Annotated in this window: 18 protein-coding genes; 6 read left to right on the forward strand and 12 right to left on the reverse strand. The window is 67.2% G+C overall.

All coding sequences use genetic code 11. The features are described 5' to 3' along the window. Positions 1-22 precede the first annotated feature (22 nt). On the reverse strand, positions 23-853 hold the full coding sequence (locus HWX69_RS04785; RefSeq protein ID WP_178915954.1) for a DUF7537 family lipoprotein: 831 nt from the start codon (positions 851-853) through the stop codon (positions 23-25). A gap of 128 nt (positions 854-981) precedes the next feature. After that, the gene (locus HWX69_RS04790; protein WP_178915955.1) at positions 982-1,791 is read right to left on the reverse strand and encodes an enoyl-CoA hydratase/isomerase family protein; all 810 of its coding nucleotides are present in this window, start codon (positions 1,789-1,791) and stop codon (positions 982-984) included. A 216-nt stretch (positions 1,792-2,007) separates the two neighbouring features. On the opposite strand from HWX69_RS04790, the gene HWX69_RS04795 reads away from it, so the two are divergent. From HWX69_RS04795 to HWX69_RS04820, 6 genes are all read left to right on the forward strand, one after another. Continuing rightward, positions 2,008-3,603: a class I adenylate-forming enzyme family protein gene (locus HWX69_RS04795; RefSeq protein WP_178915956.1), complete on the forward strand. Its 1,596-nt coding sequence runs from the start codon at positions 2,008-2,010 to the stop codon at positions 3,601-3,603. A gap of 246 nt (positions 3,604-3,849) precedes the next feature. Further along, positions 3,850-5,823: an acetate--CoA ligase gene (gene acs, locus HWX69_RS04800; RefSeq protein WP_178915957.1), complete on the forward strand. Its 1,974-nt coding sequence runs from the start codon at positions 3,850-3,852 to the stop codon at positions 5,821-5,823. Between the two features lie 52 nt (positions 5,824-5,875). Then, complete coding sequence (locus HWX69_RS04805) at positions 5,876-6,307, forward strand: DUF4212 domain-containing protein (RefSeq protein ID WP_178915958.1); 432 nt, start codon at positions 5,876-5,878, stop codon at positions 6,305-6,307. Then, positions 6,307-7,983, forward strand: a complete 1,677-nt coding sequence (locus HWX69_RS04810; protein WP_178915959.1) for a sodium:solute symporter family transporter — start codon at positions 6,307-6,309, stop codon at positions 7,981-7,983. The genes HWX69_RS04805 and HWX69_RS04810 overlap by 1 nt, the downstream gene beginning before the upstream one ends. 3 nt (positions 7,984-7,986) lie before the next feature. Then, positions 7,987-8,451, forward strand: coding sequence for a universal stress protein (locus HWX69_RS04815; RefSeq protein ID WP_178915960.1), 465 nt, complete (start codon positions 7,987-7,989; stop codon positions 8,449-8,451). 95 nt (positions 8,452-8,546) lie between these two features. Beyond that, positions 8,547-8,945, forward strand: coding sequence for a DUF5518 domain-containing protein (locus HWX69_RS04820; protein WP_178915961.1), 399 nt, complete (start codon positions 8,547-8,549; stop codon positions 8,943-8,945). A 176-nt stretch (positions 8,946-9,121) separates the two neighbouring features. On the opposite strand, the gene HWX69_RS04825 is transcribed toward HWX69_RS04820, so the two are convergent. The 10 genes from HWX69_RS04825 to HWX69_RS04870 form a co-directional block, all read right to left on the reverse strand. Beyond that, entirely contained in the window at positions 9,122-9,787 is a 666-nt protein-coding gene (locus tag HWX69_RS04825; protein ID WP_178915962.1) for a cob(I)yrinic acid a,c-diamide adenosyltransferase, read from the reverse strand. A gap of 65 nt (positions 9,788-9,852) precedes the next feature. Next, positions 9,853-10,278, reverse strand: coding sequence for a nickel-responsive transcriptional regulator NikR (nikR, locus tag HWX69_RS04830; RefSeq protein ID WP_178915963.1), 426 nt, complete (start codon positions 10,276-10,278; stop codon positions 9,853-9,855). Between the two features lie 143 nt (positions 10,279-10,421). Next, the gene (locus HWX69_RS04835; RefSeq protein ID WP_246286413.1) at positions 10,422-12,644 is read right to left on the reverse strand and encodes a heavy metal translocating P-type ATPase; all 2,223 of its coding nucleotides are present in this window, start codon (positions 12,642-12,644) and stop codon (positions 10,422-10,424) included. 61 nt (positions 12,645-12,705) lie between these two features. Next, positions 12,706-13,389 carry a helix-turn-helix domain-containing protein gene (locus HWX69_RS04840; RefSeq protein WP_178915964.1) on the reverse strand — a complete coding sequence of 228 codons (684 nt, stop codon included), beginning with the start codon at positions 13,387-13,389 and terminating at the stop codon, positions 12,706-12,708. A gap of 72 nt (positions 13,390-13,461) precedes the next feature. Further along, complete coding sequence (locus HWX69_RS04845) at positions 13,462-14,160, reverse strand: adenosylcobinamide amidohydrolase (RefSeq protein WP_348642977.1); 699 nt, start codon at positions 14,158-14,160, stop codon at positions 13,462-13,464. Between the two features lies 1 nt (position 14,161). Continuing rightward, entirely contained in the window at positions 14,162-15,175 is a 1,014-nt protein-coding gene (gene cobD / locus HWX69_RS04850) for a threonine-phosphate decarboxylase CobD (protein ID WP_178915966.1), read from the reverse strand. Beyond that, a complete protein-coding gene (locus HWX69_RS04855) occupies positions 15,165-15,725 on the reverse strand; it encodes an NTP transferase domain-containing protein (RefSeq protein WP_348642978.1) in 561 nt (186 codons plus the stop codon). The genes cobD and HWX69_RS04855 overlap by 11 nt, the downstream gene beginning before the upstream one ends. Further along, positions 15,710-16,468: an adenosylcobinamide-GDP ribazoletransferase gene (gene cobS / locus HWX69_RS04860; RefSeq protein WP_178915967.1), complete on the reverse strand. Its 759-nt coding sequence runs from the start codon at positions 16,466-16,468 to the stop codon at positions 15,710-15,712. Before cobS ends, HWX69_RS04855 begins: the two co-directional genes overlap by 16 nt. Beyond that, the gene (locus HWX69_RS04865; protein ID WP_178915968.1) at positions 16,459-17,373 is read right to left on the reverse strand and encodes a CobD/CbiB family cobalamin biosynthesis protein; all 915 of its coding nucleotides are present in this window, start codon (positions 17,371-17,373) and stop codon (positions 16,459-16,461) included. Before HWX69_RS04865 ends, cobS begins: the two co-directional genes overlap by 10 nt. Then, entirely contained in the window at positions 17,373-17,993 is a 621-nt protein-coding gene (locus HWX69_RS04870) for an HAD family hydrolase (RefSeq protein ID WP_178915969.1), read from the reverse strand. The genes HWX69_RS04865 and HWX69_RS04870 overlap by 1 nt, the downstream gene beginning before the upstream one ends. Positions 17,994-18,029: the final 36 nt, after the last annotated feature.

An 18,029-nucleotide genomic window follows, 5' to 3' on the forward strand; every position in this document is an offset into this window, starting at 1 on the left:
CCCCGGAGCGTTTCGAAGACCCCTACTCCAGCGCGCGGTCGTACCACGGCGGGCGTTCGACCGAGGTGTTCCCGACGTTCTCCCACCGGATGGTCCGCTCGACGACGACCGTCTCACCGTCGATGGTGCCGACGTACCGCATGTGTATCGACCGGACGAGCCCCGACTGCGACACTGTCGCCGACGCCGACGCGTTCCGGACGGCGGTCACTTCCGAGGGGGCGAACGCCGTCGACGCGTACTCGTCTGCCTCCAGCCGGTACTGCGTCATGTCGCCGGTCCCTTCGGAATCGACCCGCCAGGTGAACGACCCCACCACGTCCCGGACCGTACGGAACACGCTGCCCTGGCGGTCGCCGAAGGGAGCCGTCCTGGTCCAGTAGCGCCACGTCGAGACGCGACCCGGGCCGGATTCGATTTCGTCGTAGGTGGTCTCCCCGTCGCGGGTGAGCTTCCGGATGTGTGTCTCCTCACCGGACCAGAACTCCGCCGTGGCGGGCGGCCGCCCGAGGAACTCCGGGCCGTCCGGTCCGTCGGTCCGCGCTTTCGCGTGGTAGTTACGCTCGTCGTCGAGGTCGACCCGGACGGAGAAGAACGAGTCCAGCGTCCCGTTGGTCCGGACCGTCCGATTGGAGGTCAGGGTGTAGGAAGTCTCCGCTAGGCGGTCGACGTGGGCCGACGCCGTCGCGTCGGGCGCCTCGACGCCCCTGTCGGTCACGCCGGGCGGGTACGACGGGGCCAAAGAGCGCTCCGGTACCGGCGTCACCGTCTCGGTGGACTCCGCCGGTTGGCCCACCGGTAGCCCGCTACAGCCGGCGAGGACGACCAGCAGAGCGACGAGGAGCGCCCGCATACCTAAACCCCACGTCGTATCGACATAAATCCGTTCTGACGGCGGTTTTCGGTTGTCTCACCCGTCTCGTCGCAGCCATGCGGTTTCGGTGTGAGGCCTCGGTGCGAGCGGCGGCGTCTAGCTGTTCCTCAGGCGTCGGGCCACTCGTCGGCGTCCAGCGGCTCCCCCTTGAGGAACGCCTCGATGCCCGCCTCGGCGTCGGCGGTCGTACACAGCCCTGCGAACTGTTCGTTCGAGTACTCCAAGGCGTCGGTGTAGCCCATCCCCGCCATCTCGTAGTAGGCCTGCTTGCCGTGCTGTATCGCGGTCGGGCTCTTCGAAGCGATCGTTTCGGCGTACTCCATGGCTGCCTCGACGTGCTCGCCGGCCGGCGCGACCTCGTTTATCAGCCCCCATTCGCGGGCGGTGTCGGCGTCGATCAACTCGCCGGTCAACAGCAACTCGAGACACCGCTTCCGGACGACTGCGCCCATGAGCGGGACGGCTGGACCCATACAGAAGAGGCCGACCTTCGGCGCAGTCGCGCCGAACATCGTCCCTTCGGCGGCGACGGCCAGGTCGCAGGCGGCAACGAGGCCCAGGCCGTTCGCGGCGGCGTGTCCGTGGGCAGCAGCGATTACCGGAGTCTCCATCCCTGCGATCGTCACGAACGGTTCCTCCATCCCCGCGACCCACTCCTCGTAGGCGTCGCTGTCGTCGTACTCCGCGTGTTCGGTGAGATCGATGCCGGCGGAGAAGGCGTCCCCGGCGCCGTCGATTACGATCGCGCGCACGCCGTCGTCGCCGTCGTGGGCGCGGAGCGCGGCGTCGAGGTCGGCGGCGAGTTCGGTGCTGAACGTGTTCATCGACGCCGGGCGGTCGAGCGTGATTCGGCCGACGTAGCCGTCGGTATCGACCGCGACGACGGCATCATCGCGTACGTTGTCAGGTTGTGCCATACTCGGACCGACGGCGGGTCAGCACAAAATGGTCCCGGCGTCGCTGTGGGGCCGGACCGTCGACGGCATCGCGGCCCCGTCGAGGCGACCCCGTGGAAGGGGCCTGACCGGCGGCGCGACGGGGTCGGGCGCCATCCCCCTCGCGGACGAGCCTCGAATTTTATCCTAATTATGGTGTACGTTCAAGTATGACGACTGTTCACATCCAGAACGCACATGAAGCGCGAAATGCTCACGCTCGACTTCCTGGATCGGGCGGTCGACCTCTACGACGACGTGACTGGCGTCGTCGCCCACGACGGCACGGAATACACCTACGCTGAACTCGACGACCGCGTGAATCGGCTGGCGAACGTCCTCGCCGAGCGTGGAATCGCCAAGGGCGACAAGGTCGCACTGTTGGCGCCGAACACCCACTACTTCATCGAGACGCTCTATGCGACGAACAAACTCGGCGCGGTGTTCGTCCCGATGAACTACCGTCTCACCTCCGGTGAACTCGAGTACATCCTCCGCGACTGCGATGCGGACGTGGTTATCGCCGATTACGACTACGCGGAAAACGTCGAGCAGATCCGCGAGTCGGTCCCCGCCGAGCACTTCATCGGCTACGAGAGTGACCGAATCGAGGGTGACTGGGACGACTACGAGGCTATCCTGGCCGACAGCTCCCCCGCGGCGCCCGAGCGGCCCGATATCGCGGAGGACGACGACGCCAGCATCAACTACACCTCGGGGACGACCGGCGAACCGAAGGGCGTCGTCCGGACCCACCGCACCGAACACTGGCACGCGCTGGTGCTCAACCAGCACATGGAGATTCGCGACGACGACACCTACCTGTGGACGCTGCCGATGTTCCACTGCAACGGCTGGGGACACACCTACGCGATCACCGGTACCGGCGCAACCCACGTCTGCCAGCGGACCTTCGACGCCGAGGACACCTTCGAGCGCGTCCGCGAGTACGACGTCAGCTTCCTCTGCGGCGCGCCGACGGTGCTGAACAACCTCATCCAGTACTTCGAGACGAACGACGTGGTGACGACCGGCGACCGCGACGTCCGCATCGCGACCGCTGGCAGCGCCCCGGCGACCGCGACCATCGAGACCGTCGAGGACGAGTTCGGCTGGCGCATCATCCATATCTACGGGCTCACCGAGACGGCACCCATCATCACGACCAGTAACTCGCCACGACGGCTGGCCGAACGGGGTCGGGACCTGAAAGTAAAGCAGGGCTCGGAGACGCTCTGTACCGACGTGCGGGTCGTCGACGAGGACGGCAACGACGTGCCCCGAGACGGGATGTCAATAGGCGAAATCGTCGTCCAGGGCAATCAGGTCATGGACCGCTACCTCAACAAACCCGAGATTACCCGCGAGGCGTTCAACGAGCGGATCGAGGGCTACTTCCACACCGGCGACCTCGCGACTATCGACGAGGACGGTATGGTCTCCATCCAGGACCGCAAGAAGGATATCATCATCTCCGGCGGCGAGAACATCTCCTCGATAGAGGTCGAGGACGCCCTCTACGCCCACGAGGGAATCCTGAAGGCCGCGGTCATCCCCGTCCCGAGCGAGAAGTGGGGCGAGACGCCGAAGGCGTTCGTCGTCGAACAGCCGGACGCTGACCTCAGCGAGGAAGGCGTCATCGACTTCGTCAAGGAGCGGCTGGCGGGGTACAAGGCCCCGACGAGCGTCGAGTTCGTCGACGATTTCCCGGAGACGGCGACCGGCAAGGTCCAGAAATACGAACTCCGCTCGGAGTACTGGGACGACGAGTCCCGGATGGTCGGACAGGAGTAACCGCTCGGACGCGGTGCCGAAGCGCCGACGCTCGGCTAAGTATTTTAAATCGCTGTCGTCCACCGCCTATTCTGACTGCCCGTGATGGTCAGATTCCTCTGGCGAACTCCCGAATGGGTGTTTATTCAAGGTAAGAAATGTATCGTAAAAACCTAATTCGGACCGTTTTCGCGGTCTCGCGTGCAACGCGGGTTGTCATGCTTAGAATCCCCGCTTATTAGTACCGGTAGTATTTCACCGGATGGAATGTCAGACTCGGAGGATTCACAACTGGAGGCACGGCTCGCCGAACAGGAGGTGTTCGAGCCACCGGAATCGTTCGTCGAGCAGGCCAACGTCTCGGACCCCGCCATCTACGAGGAGTTCGAGGACGACTGGCCGGCGTGCTGGGAGCGCGCCGCCGACTTACTCGATTGGGAGACGGAGTACGACGAGGTACTGGTCGACGACGACGAGCCGTTTTACGAGTGGTTCACCGGCGGCGAGCTCAACGCATCGGCGAACTGTCTCGACCGGCATCTCGACTCCCGCGGCGACGAACTCGCCATCCAGTGGGAAGGCGAGTTGGGCGAGACACGCGCGTACACCTACGAGGAACTCCACCGCGAAGTAAACGAGTTCGCGGCCGCACTCCGCGACCTCGGTGTCGAGGAGGACGACGTGGTGACGATGTACATGCCGATGATTCCGGAGTTGCCGGTGGCGATGTTGGCGTGTGCCCGCATCGGCGCACCGCACTCGGTCGTCTTCGCCGGCTTCTCGGCCGATGCCCTCGCCACGCGGATGAACTCGGCGGAGTCGGAGTATCTGGTCACCTGTGACGGCTACTATCGCCGTGGCGACGGACTCGACCACCTCTCGAAAGCCAACGAAGGGCTGGGTGGCGTCGACCACGAGACGACGACCGTGGTCGTCGACCGCCTCGGCGACGAACTCGAACACGAACTCGGCGCCGACCAAATCGACTACGACGAACTGGTCGCCGACCACGAAGGCGCCGCAGTCGAGCCGGTCACCCGTGACGCCGAGGACATGCTGTTCCTCATGTACACGTCGGGGACGACCGGACAGCCGAAAGGCGTCAAACACACCACGGGTGGGTATCTCTCCTACGTCTCGTGGACTTCGCATGCGGTCCTCGACGTGAAGCCGGAGGACACCTACTGGTGTTCGGCGGACATCGGCTGGATTACGGGCCACTCCTACATCGTCTACGGGCCGCTGGCGCTGGGGACGACCAGCGTCATGTACGAGGGGACGCCGGATTACCCCGACAAAGACCGGATGTGGGATATCGTCGAATCCTACGGTGTCAACCAACTGTACACGGCGCCGACGGCGATTCGAGCGTTCATGAAGTGGGGCAGCGAGTACCCCGAACAGCACGACCTTTCGTCGCTTCGTCTGCTCGGGACGGTCGGAGAGCCAATCAACCCGAAGGCTTGGAAGTGGTACTACAAGCACATCGGCGATGAGTCCTGTCCGGTCGTGGACACGTGGTGGCAGACCGAAACCGGCGGGATGATGATTACGACGTTACCCGGAATCGGGACGATGAAGCCGGGGACGGCGGGGCCGCCGCTGCCGGGTATCGACGCACAGGTCGTCGACACCGAGGGCGCCGAAGTCGAGCCCGGGGAGGCCGGCTACGTGACGGTCAACAAGCCCTGGCCCGGCATGCTTCGGACTCTCTATAAGAACGACGAGCGGTTCCTCGAGGAGTACTGGCAGGAGTATTCGGACGAAGGCGAAGACGAGTGGGTGTACTTCCCGGAGGACGGCGCGAAGATCGACGACGACGGCTACATCACCATTCTCGGCCGCGTCGACGACGTCATCAACGTCTCCGGCCACCGGCTGGGGACGATGGAGGTCGAATCCGCCATCGTCGGCGTGGAGGGCGTCGCGGAAGCCGCCGTCGTCGGCGGTGACCACGACCTGAAAGGCGAGGCCGTCTACGCCTACGTCATCCTCGAAGATGGCTACGAGGAGAGCGAGGAGATGTCCGACCGCATCATCGAGGGTGTCGAGGACGCCATCGGTCCCATCGCCCGGCCCGAACAGGTCATCTTCACCCCCGAGTTGCCGAAGACTCGGTCCGGGAAAATCATGCGGCGGCTACTGGAGGACATCGCGAACGGTGAGGAGCTGGGCAACACGAGCACGCTTCGGAACCCCGAGATCGTCGAGGACATCGAACGGAAAGTCAGCGGCGATTAACCAACCATCCGTTTTCGGCACGAACGCGACACGACACAACAGACAGGAGACTATGACAGAAAACGACACACACACTGACGGCTCTGCGGTGGAGACCGACGGTGGTACGGTAACGAACGCACAGAAGCATCGGGAGACGGACTACCTCGACAGGGAAGTGAACCTGCTGAAGCCGAGTACGCCGTTCATGCGGGACCATCTGAAACTCGTCTGGGGGACGTTCATCGCCTGGACGCTCATCGTGTGGGGGCCGGTGACGGCGACGCGACTCGCCCCCGAGACGATGACTTCCCTCACCGTGTTGGGGTTCCCGCTGCACTACTTCCTCGTCGCCCTCGGCGGGCCGACCGGCGCCCTCGTGTTGGCGGCGGTGTACGCCCGCTCGCGGGACCGACTCGACGAGAAGTACGGCATCGAGCACGGAACGGTCGAAAGTGAACCCAGCGGCGAAGCGACCGCCGCCGACGGAGGTGTTGAGGAGTAATGTTCCCGCTTCAGGCGGAGGCGCTCGACATCTCGTTCAAACTGCTGCCCGCCATCATCGTCTTCCTGATGATGTCGTCGTTCCTCGTCATCGGCTACATCTTCAAGGTGGCCGACACCGAGGGCATGTGGGTCGCCGGCCGTGGAATCGGGAACATCGAAAACGGGATGGCCATCGGTGCCAACTGGATGTCGGCCGCGTCGTATCTCGGATTGGCCGGCTTGGTCGCCCTCTCGGGCTTCTACGGGCTGGCGTTCATCGTCGGCTGGACGACGGGATACTTCATCCTGCTCATCTTCCTGGCGGCACAGATGCGCCGCTTCGGGAAGTACACCGCACCCGACTTCGTCGGTGACCGGTTCAACTCCTCGACGGCACGCGCCCTGGGCGCGTTCACGACGCTGCTCATCGCCTACGTCTACTCGGTCGGACAGGCCCGCGGGATGGGGCTGGTCGGCCAGTACGTCTTCGGCCTCGACATCATCCCGATGATCGTCGTGATGATGACGATTACCGTCGGCTATCTCGCGCTGTCGGGTATGCTGGGCGCGACGAAGAACATGGCCGTCCAGTACGTCATCCTCATCGTGGCGTTCCTCGCGGGCGTCTACGTCGTCGGCTTCTCACAGGGGTACTCGACGATACTGCCGCAGGTCGAATACGGCGCGCTGTTCAGCGAACTGGGCCGGCAGTTCTCCGAGCCGTTCATCGGGGGCAACTCCTACTACCTGTGGGTGGCGACGGCGTTCTCGCTTATCGTCGGCACTTGTGGCCTCCCGCACGTGCTCGTGCGGTTCTACACGGTCGAAAACGAGCGGACCGCCCGCTGGTCGACCGTCTCGGGGCTGTTCTTCATCTGTCTGCTGTACTGGGCCGCCCCCGCGATGGCGGCCTTCGGGGTCGACCTCTTCGCGCAGGTCAACGGCATCTCCCCCGAAGCGGTGTTCAGCGGCGATGCCGCCATGACCGGTGCGGAAGGTGACGTCATCGTCGTCCTCGCCGCACAGTTCGCGGACCTGCCGGCGTGGTTCGTCGGACTGGTCGCCGCCGGCGGGATGGCCGCGGCGATCGCGACGACGGCGGGCCTGTTCATCACGGCATCGTCGGCCGTCGCCCACGACATCTACACGGAACTCATCAACCCCGACGCAACCCAGCGTCAGCAGGTCCTCATCGGCCGTGCGACCATCGTCGCCATCGGCGCGCTAGTGACCGTCACCGCGTTCAACCCGCCGGCGCTCATCGGCGAGTTGGTCGCCTACGCGTTCTCGCTTGCGGGCATCGTGCTGTTCCCGATGTTCTTCCTCGGATTGTGGTGGGAGAACACCAACCGGCAGGGTGCGCTGGCCGGCATGACTCTCGGCCTGCTCATCTGGATTACCTCGATTATCAACAGCGTGCTGCCGAACTACATCGACTCGCTGGCGGCTATCGCCGGTGAGAGTGGCGCCATCGTGCCGATTTACGCACAGTACGTCCCGCCCATCGGGGCGGCGCTCATCGGCACGCCGGTGGTGTTCCTCGTGACCATCGCCGTCTCGCTTGCGACGCCGGAACCGCCGCTGGAGACCAAGCGGTTGGTCCGGCAGTGTCACAGTCCCGAACCGATGCGACAGCAACAGACCGCAGAAGACGTCGTCAGCACCGACGGGGGCGAGACCCCCGCGGACGACTGAACAATGTACGAGAAAATACTCGTTCCGACGGACGGTAGCGAAACGGCCGAAAACGCTGTCGAGCACGCCCTCGACATCGCCGAGAAGTACGGCGCCGAAGTGCACGCGCTGTACGTCGTCGACGTGGACTCGATGAGCCTGAGTCTCGGCGCCGAACAGGTCGACCGACTCCAGCAGGGGCAGTTCGACGAGATGGAGGAGGTGAAGGCCAAAGCCGAGGAAGCGACCGGCTACGTCGCCGACCGCGCCCGCGCACACGGCCTCAAAGCGGTCGAACACATCGCGGGTGGCCAACCCCACGGCGTGGTCGCCGAGTACGCCGAGGACCACGACATCGACCTCGTGGTGATGGGCTCACACGGCCGCTCGGGCGTCAAGCGCGCGCTGCTCGGAAGTGTCACCGAGCGAACGTTGCGCTCGACGCACGTCCCCGTGTTGGTCGTCGACGTGCGAGAAGACGAGGAGTGACGCTCGGTCCGAACGCGGCCGACTGACCTCGGGTTCGACTCTTTTCCCCGCATCGCGGGGGCATTTTTATTCGCTCGCGTCGCGGAGTGACGAGTATGGCCGAAGGAGACACCCTCATCAACGCGATAATCGGCGGCGTCGCCTCGATAGTCCTCTCGTTCATCCCGCTGTCGCCGGTGTTGGGCGGGGCGGTAGCGGGTTATCTGCAGGGCGGCTCCCGAAACGACGGGCTCCGGGTCGGCGCGTACTCGGGGGTCGTCGCGGCGATTCCGCTGGCGCTGTTCTTCGTCTTCGCCGTCGTCGTCTTCGGCGCGTTCGGGATTTTCGCCGCCGGTCCGGGCGGCGCTGGCAGCGGTGCCGTCGGCGGGACCGTCTTATTACTGTTCGTCGTGGTGTTCGGTCTCGTCGTCGCAGCCATCTACACCGTCGGATTGGGCGCCGTCGGCGGCTGGCTCGGCAATTACGTCAAGTACGACACCGACCTGCTGGAGTGACGTGGCGGTCGCTCGGTGCGTGACGAAAGGGGAGAGCGCAAAGGGGAAGGAGCGTGCGCCCACCCATCCTCCAGGCGTCGATGGGGGTGGCCCCCTAATGGGCTTTGTGCTCCCGTCGGTCGCCTGTCTGACGGCTGTCTGTCGCGCCCTCTTGCGGTTTTGGTGCTTCGCTGGGGTCAGTATTCGGTGCCCTTTCGGGCCCGCTGGCCGGCGTCGATGGGGTGTTTCTCCTTGCGGACGTTCGTCACGAGATCGGCCGAATCGAGGAGGTACTCGGGTCGCTCGTGGCTTCCCGACAGCACCAACTCCAGTCGGTCGGGTTTGGTCTCGACGAACTCGACGACCGATTCGGGGTCGACGAGGCCGCGGTCGGCGGCGTACAGCAGTTCGTCGAGGATGAGCATGTGGACCCCCTCGTCGGGCTCTGAGTCGGGTGAAAACGGCGTCGTGAGGTCGGCGGACCTCGCACCGTCGAGGAGTTCCTGGGCGCGCTCGAATCCGGCTTGGGCCTCGGCCGCGTGGTCGCGTTCTTCGGTGCCGTCGTTCATCGCGTGCCAGCCGTAGTGGCCCAAATTCTCGTAGGTGAGGCCGGGCATGGCGGCTATCGCGTTGTACTCCCCACGGACGTCCTCGACGCTGTCGGCGCCGCCCTTCATGAACTGGAGGACGTGGACGCGGAAGCCGTGGCCGGCGGCGCGAAACGCCATCCCCAGCGTCGCGGTGGTCTTTCCCTTGCCGCCGCCCCACCACACCTGCGTGAGGCCGAACTCTTCGGGTGCGGCGGGTTCGATGTCGCGGGCCTCCGGGGTCCGTCCCTTCCCGGGCGTGTTCCGGTCGGTCATAGCCGAGTGTTGTCTCGGCCGCACAAGGTCCTGTCGTCGTCGGATGGTTCAGAGGCGTTCCGGAGTTACTCCGTCAGCGCCATCTCGAAGTCGTCGACGGGGATGACGGAGTAGTCGACCGACAGCACGTCGTTGGTCGCGCGAATCTTCCCGACGAACGTCGATATCTCCTCGAGTTCGCCTTCGAGAACGAACAGTTCCATACAGTAGTGGTCGCCGACGTGGTTGTGGACGTTCGAGACCACGGTGTGTTCGTGTTCGTGGCGAATCTCCATCATCCGCTGTTCGGCGCTGGAGGTCTCGTGGTCGAAGACAACGGTGACGACGCCCATCAGGTCACGCCCCTCCAGTTTCTGGTCTTCGAACTCGCCCAGGAGGTTCCGCGACGCTTCACGAACGACTTCGCTGCGGCCGGTGTAGCCGTGCTCGTCGGCGAACTCGTCGAGGCAGTCCAGCAACGACTCCGGCATCGAGACGCTTACGACGGTCATATATTAAAGCAGCGGGTGTATTCTGTTAAAGATTACGTAACACCTGGGTTGGGCGGTCGCTCACTCGCTTCGTTTCTCGACGCCGGCGTGGCTGGTCGTCGTTAGTACTCGGTGCCACGGTCGCCGTCGCTTCGGTTCCCGTGTCACTCCTCTGGTTCGACGCGGCCGAGTCGGAGGGCGTTGCCCGTCACCGCGAGGCTCATCCCCATGTCGCCGACGACGACGGCGACGATGACGGTGACGTAGCCGAGCGGTGCGCCGGCGGCGAGGACGGCCTTCACCGCGAGGCTGGCGGCGATGTTCTGCTTGATGACGCCGTTGGCCTGCCGAGCTAATCGGAGACAGTAGGGGACGCCGTCGAGGTCGTCGGCCATCAGCGCGATGTCGGCGGTTTCGAGGGCGGTGTCGGTGCCGGCGGCGCCCATCGCGATGCCCACGTCGGCGCGAGCGAGCGCGGGGGCGTCGTTGACGCCGTCGCCGACCATCGCGACGGTGTCGGTCTCGGTTAACCGCTCAATGCGGTCGAGTTTCTCCTCCGGCAGCAGGTCGGCGTGGACCTCGTCGATGCCGACCGACTCGCCGACGGCGCGGGCGGTCCGCTCGTTGTCGCCGGTGAGCATGACCGTCCGGACGCCGGCGGTCTCCAGCGCCGTGACGACGCCCTCGGCTTCCGGTCGAATCGTGTCCGCGACGGCGACGACGCCGAGCAGTTCCTCGGCAGTCCCGACGATGACGACCGTCTTACCGTCGGACTGGAGGTCGGCGATGGTGTCCCCACGGAGGTCGACACAGCCCGGGCGGTCGCAGTCGGGGTCGGCCCGTTCGGCGACCGAAGCGCCGCCGTCGGTCCGGACGTGGGCGTGGCCGAGGTCGTGGCCCAACTCCTCGAACAGCGCGGGCTTGCCGACGTAGTAGGTGGTTTCGATGTCGCCGCGGACCCCGCGGCCGGTGAGGTTCTCGAAGCCGGTGGCGTCCGGCATCTCGACGCCGTCGTCTTCGGCGCGGTCGACGATGGCCTCGCCGATGGGGTGTTCGCTGTACCGTTCGAGGGCGGCGGCGATTCGAAGCACCTCCTCTGCGTCCCTGTCGGCCGCCGGCACCACGTCGGTCACCGAGAGTTCGCCGGTCGTCAGTGTCCCCGTCTTGTCGAAGGCGACCGTGTCGACCTCGCCCATCCGTTCGAGGTGGTCGCCGCCCTTCACGAGGACGCCGTTGCGGGCGGCGCTCGTCAGTCCCGAAACGACGGTCACGGGCGTCGAGATGACGAACGCACAGGGGCAGGCGATGACCAGCAGCGTCAGTCCGCGGACGAACCACGTTCCCCACTCACCGGCGAAAAACAGCGGCGGGATGAAGACGGTCGCCAGCGCGCCGGCGACGATGACCGGCGTGTAGTACCCCGAGAACCGGTCGACAAACTGCTCGGCGTCAGTCTGTCGGGATTCGGCTTCCTCGACGAGGTCGATGACGCGTGCGAGGGTCGTCTCGTCGCCGGCTGCGGTCGCGAGCACTTCGAGGTAGCCCCCCTCGACGACCGACCCGGCGTACACCTCGTCGCCGTCTCGCTTGTCGGCGGGGACGGACTCGCCCGTGATTGGTGATTCGTCGACGGCCGACTCCCCAGCGACGACTTCGCCGTCGACCGGGATACGCTCGCCGGGGCGGACGACGACCACGTCGCCTGCCTCGACGTTGGCGGCGGGAATCGTCTCCTCGCCGTCGTCGCGTTTCACCGTCGCCGTGTCGGGCGACAGCGCCAGCAACTCCCGCATCGACTCCCGGGTGCGGTCCATCGCGTGGGCTTCCAGCAGTTCCGCGAGGCTGAAAAGCACCGCCAGCGTCGCCGCCTCGACGTAGTAGCCGACGCCGAGCGCCGCGAGGATGGCGACGCCCATCAGCAGGTCGATGTCGAGTTCCCTGAGTTTCAGGGAGCGATAGCCCGCCCGGACGACCGGCACCCCGGCGACGGCCGCGGCGGCGATATACAGCACGTCCGACAGCGTCGTCTCCCGGAGGACGTCGACGACGAGCGGGTCCGGAACCGGGCCGACGCTGACGATTGCGCCGAGGAGGAGCGCCACGGCGCCGGCGTAGGTCGCGTAGGCGCGGTCGCTCCGCCAGACGGCGGTGCCCTCGGTCAGTCGTCCCTCGGTGTCGGTCACCTCGTAGCCGGCCGCTTCGATGCTCGAGACGAGCGCCCCGACGTCGACGGCGTCACCGTCGTACTCGACGACGACTACGCCGGCGGTCGGTCGGGTCTCGATTTCGACGACGCCGTCGACGCCCTCCAGTGCCGAGTGCACCTTCCCGGCACAGGACGAGCAGTCCATCTCGGGGGCCGACAGCTCGACGCGTTCCGTACTCATTAATTCGTCCTACGCATCCACCCCGGATAGCGTCTCGGTTGGTGTGTACCAACTCTTCGGGCTACTCGACGTATCGTTTTGCCAGCCACGCCTCCGCCCGCCGGAGGCGATACGACAGTGTCGACCCCGGAATACCCAACTGTTCGGCGAGTTCGTACGTCTCAATCTCCCGGGGCGTCTCGTAGTAGCCGGCGTCGACGGCGGCGGCCAGCGCGTCCGCCTGCTTCGGGGGCAACTCGGCGTCAGGGTCGGGGTCGGGGTCGGAGACGCGTTCGAACTCGATGTCGGCGTCGGCGACCGCTCGGACGTCCTCGACGAAGGCGCCGACGGGGCCGTCGGGTGCCAGCGCTCGCCAGCGCTGGCGGCGTCCGCGCCACGTCTCGTCCAAGACGACGCCGTCGCCGAAGTGCTCGCGAGCGAGATGCGGCACGGAGTCACAACTCGGCGTCCGCTCCCAGTAGGAGTACAGGACGAGCGAACTCTCCGAGCGGTCCAGAACCGTCGTCTCCCAGGCGCCGTCACAACCGTCCCGGACGAGACAGTCGGTGAAGTACCGCGCCCCGGCGAGGTCCTCGAGTTCGTCCAGTGCCGCCCCGGGACCGGTCGCGCGGTCGACCCGCCACAGCGCCGATTCGGTGACGTGACAGGCGAGCGAGCGAATGCGGGCGCTCGGGTACTGGGCAAGGAGGTCCGCGACCGGGTTCATCCCGGGCTCGTGGACCACGGTGAAGACGATTTCGCGCATTGGTCGGGATTGTGGTTCGTCGGGCAAGACGGCGTCGGTGACCCGGGGCCGTCCCCGGCGTCCACTGGCGCGTCACTCGAGGTCGAACACGCTCGCCCGGTCGTCGGTCGAGACGCCGTAGCGGGCTTCCGCGGTGGTGGGTGGGTCCTCGTCGTCGTATCGGGAATCGAGACTCGCCCGGACGGCCTCGCGGACGCAGGCGCGGGCGGCCGCCCCGACTTCGGTCGCGCTGCCGGCGAACGTCGAGGGGTCGCCCGTCGGGTCGGTCCCGACGACGACGGCGTCGCTCGTGGTCCCCGGAACGTCGACGGCATCCAGGAGCGTCGCGGCCTTCGCCTCGACGGTGGTGGCGAGCAACCCAGCGAGGGAGCCGTCGTCGAGTGCCCGCGTCGTTCCGACGAAGACGTTGACGGTGCCGGGTCGCCACGCCCCTTCGGAGTCGCCCCCTGTTTCGGGTCGAACGCCCTCCGGTCCCATCGGGAGTTCGGCGGGGTTCGAGACGCCGGCGGTGACGACGGCTTCGACGGGGCCGCGGCGGGCGCCGCGGGCGTGGCGCTGTGAGACGCCGGTCAGAAGCGTGGGGCCGTCGGGTCGGTCGCCGAGCCGCTCGGCAGCGTAGGCCGCGAGGTCGGTGCGGTCGAACCCCTCCTCGACGGTGAGGTTGTGGGCGGCGTCGGCGTCGTGATACCCGCCGTCGAAGCCGTTCGAGAGCCAGCGGGTTCCCGGTCGACGGAGCGTGAGTCGGTCGTCGGTGCGGTCGAACTCGAACACGCTATCGCACCTCATCGAGAACCGATAGCAGGCGGTCGGTCGCCTCGCGGGTCCGGACGGCGATGCGGACGTGAGAGGCGAGGCCCCGGAACGTCGTCGCGTCGCGGAGGACGACGCCGCGGTTTCGGCAGGCGTCCAGCAGGTCGGTGGGGTCCTCGCCGACCTCGACGAGGACGAACGGCGCCTCGGAGTGCCGAACGTCGAAGCCGCGGTCGATCAGTCCCGCCCGGAGGTATTCGCGTTCGCGCTCGACGCGGCGGCGGGTCTCGGCGACAAACGCTTCATCGCGCATGGCGTGAGCACCGACGGCGGCGGCGGGACCGCCAAGCGACCACGCCGGCCGGGCCGTTTCGAGTCGAGCGAGCGACTCCCCGTCGACGACCGCAAAGCCCGCCCGGAGGCCGGGCAGGCCGAACAGTTTGGTGAGCGAGCGGGCGACGACACATCCCTCCCGGCCGGCCAGCGAGTCGCGGTCGGTAAAGCCGAGAAACGCCTCGTCGGCCAACAGGACGGTGCCGGCCGCCGCACAGCGGTCGGCGAAATTGGCGAGGTCGTCTTTCCCGTAGCAGTCGCCTGTGGGGTTGTTCGGCGTACAGACGACTGCCATCGCGTACTCCGAGGGGTCACAGTCGAGCAGTTCGTCGTGGGCGACGAACTCGGGGCGGCCGCCGGCCAACTCGACCTCGCGGGCGTACTCGCCGAAGGAGGGGTACGGAACGAGTACGTCTTCGCCGGGGGAGACGGTGACGCCGATGGCGAGGCGGATGGCCGCCAGTCCGCCGGCGGTCGGGACGACCGATTCGGGCGAACAGCCGACGTAGTCGGCGGCCGCGGCCCTGAAATCCGGGTAGTCGTCGTTGGGATACGAGCGGGCCGACTCGAATGCGTCATCGTAGACGGCGCGTGTCCCGTCGGGGACGCGCGGGTTGATGTTCGCGCTCAAATCGAGGGCGTCGGGGTCGTCGCTGGAGCCGTGGGGGACGCGTTCGGCGCCGTCGACGCTGTCAGGGTCCACGCGCCAGCACCTCCGCGAGTTCGGCGTCGCCGGGGTGGTTGACGTTGACCGCAAGTCGGGCGTCGTAGCTGACGCGGATGGTCTCCGCATCGCCGCCGACGACGTTCAGTCCCGTCGGCGAGCACTCGCGTCCGCCGTGGGCGCGGGTCGTCTCGGCGCTGACACCGAGGGCTTCCTTCAACGCGGTCGGGACGCAGACTGTCAGGGAGTCGGATTCGTGGGCCTCCAGTGTCCGGTCGACGACCTCGCTGGCCAGAAGCGGGAGGTCGGCGACGACGGTGAGAACCGGCCCTTCGACGGTCTCCAGCGCCGCGCCGAGGTCCTCGACGTACCCGTCGCCGGGGGCCTCTATCAGGGGAACACGACCGCCGAGGTGGGCGGTCGTCTCGGGGACGTGCGGGGAGGTGACGGCGTGGACGGTGTCGATTCGGCTCTCCGTGACGGCGTCGAGAACGCGGTCGACCATCGGTTCGCCGGCGATTTCGAACAGGGGCTTCTCGCCGCGGTCGAGGCGGGTTCCGCGGCCGCCGCACATCAGAACTGCGTCCATGCTATCACCCCCACGAGCAGCGCGGCGACCCGAGCGAGCTCGTTGGCCGCACCGAACACGTCGCCGTTGACGCCGCCCAACGCGGCCTCGGCCCAGCCGACGAGGCCGTAGGCGACGAGCGGTCCGGCGGCGACGGCGAGGACGGTCGGCACGCCGCCGAAGAGCGCGGCGGGCACCGAGACGACGGCCGGCCCGAGCAACAGCGCGGGGTCGGCGTTGCGCGTGAACTGCGAGCCGAGTCCCTCGTGGGCGGCGGTGCCGAGACAGGCGACGGTCGCCATCGCGAGTTTCGCGCTCACCTCCGCGGCGACGACGAGCGTGACGAGAAAGACGGCCCCGACCGGCAGGCCCGCCACGCTCACGGCGCCGAGTCCGAGAGTGACGACGACGACGGCGACCGCCCCGACGGCGCCGACGCCCGTGGTCGTGTCCTTTAAGGCGTCCCGGCGGTCGTCACCGTCGTGTATCGCGGCAGCATCGCCGAGGTCGGCGACGCCGTCGAGGTGGTTGACGCCCGTCAGGAGGTAGACCCAGAGGAGGTAGACGGCGGCGACTGCGGCCGCCTGGCCATCGAGGAGGACGAACGGGATTGCCAGCAGCAGGCCGACGAGGTAGCCGACCGCGGGGAAGGCCGCGGGAATCTCCTGGAACCGCAGCCAGTCGCGTTCGGAGCTCGAAAGCGGGAGTCGGGTGCAGAAGGCGAGGCCGCCGCGGACGGCGCCGGGGAGTTCGCTCAGAGCCACAGTATCACCCCGAAGAGCGCGACGACCACGTAGATTGCGATGCCGGCTCTCGTGACCGTCCGGATGGCGTCGTGCCCCTCGGCGACCGTCGGGAAATTCGCCACCTCGTTGAGGACGTACGTTCCCGGTTTCTCCAGCCGGAGGTTGTGGGCGGCGGCGACCGACCCCATCGGCCACCCGGCGTTCGGCGACTCCGGAACCGAGGCGTACCGACGGGCCCGCCCCGGAGCGTCGGGGTCGCCCGCCGCAAGCCCGAGAACGACGGCGCTGAGGCGGGCGGGGACGAACATCACGAAATCATCGAGGCGGGCGCTCGCCCAGCCGAACGCACCGGGGTAGCCGAGCATCGAATCGAGCGTGTTGACGCATTTGACGTACGTCGCGGCGGCCGCCGCGGCGGGCAGCGAGACGAGCGCAAACAGCGCGAACGCCAGAATCGGCGCGAGAAAGCCGTCGGAGAAGTTCTCCGCGGCGCTTTCGACGGCCGCACTCCGGAGGAGTTCCGGCGAGAGGTCGGCGGTGTCCCGGCCGACCAACGCGAGCAGCGCCTCGCGGGTGGCTTCGGGGTCGGCCTCGCTTCCCTCGATGGCCTGCTCGGCGGCGTCGACGAGCAGTCGGAGACTCGACGTCGACCACAGGACGAGACCGGCGAAAACGGCCGTGACGATGCCCGAAAGCAGGGTCGTCGCCCATATAGCCGCATAGACGGCCGCGGCGGCGGCCAGCGGGAGGCCGACAGCGACGGCGGTTCCGGCGAATTTCGGCCGGCGGTACTCGCCGTCGACCGCATCGACGAGGCGGCCGAACAGCGTCACCGGGTGGTACTTCGCCGGCGGTTCCCGGAGCGTCCAGTCCAGCCCCGCCGCCAGCAGGACGGCGACGGTGACACCGGGGAGAACGTCCATCACGGTCCGGCCTCCAGTCGCGATTCGAGCGCCGACAGCGGCACCTCGCCGACGTTCACGAACCGGCCCCCCAACTCCTCGATGCCGCCGTCGGTTGCGGGGTCGTCGCCGACGTGGACGAGGTCTTCGACCGACGTATCGAGGCGGCGGGCGACCGTCTCGAAGGCCCGCCCGTCGGGCTTTCGCCAGCCACAGCCGACGCTCGTGACGACGGCGTCGAAGGCCTCGTGGAGGTCGGCGCGAATCAGGGTCCGACGGGCCAACTCCGGGACGCTGCAGTTCGAGCAGACGCCGACCGGGCCGAACTCGCGGGCGGCGGCGATGGCCTCGCGAGCGCCATCGCGTCGCGTCACGTCGGGGTCGAAGGCGGCGACGACCGACCGCCTGGCGGCGTTGTTCGGCGCGTCGACGCCGCGGGAGGAAAGCGCCGCCGAGACGTGTGCCGGCAGCGGGACCTCCGCGCCGTCGGGGGCGTCGATGTGGACCTCTCGGTAGGCGTCGCCGAAGTCCTCGGGCACTGAAACGCCGCGTTCGCGGAGTTCTGTGGCGACGGCCGCCGCTGGGTCGGCGGGCGTGTCGCAGTCGACGAGCGTCCCGAAGAGGTCGAAAGAGACTGTCACTGGCCGGTGTTATCGTGGGAGACGACTTCAAGCGTT

The sequence above is a fragment of the Natronomonas gomsonensis genome (assembly GCF_013391635.1).
GTDB classification, from domain to species: domain Archaea; phylum Halobacteriota; class Halobacteria; order Halobacteriales; family Haloarculaceae; genus Natronomonas; species Natronomonas gomsonensis_A.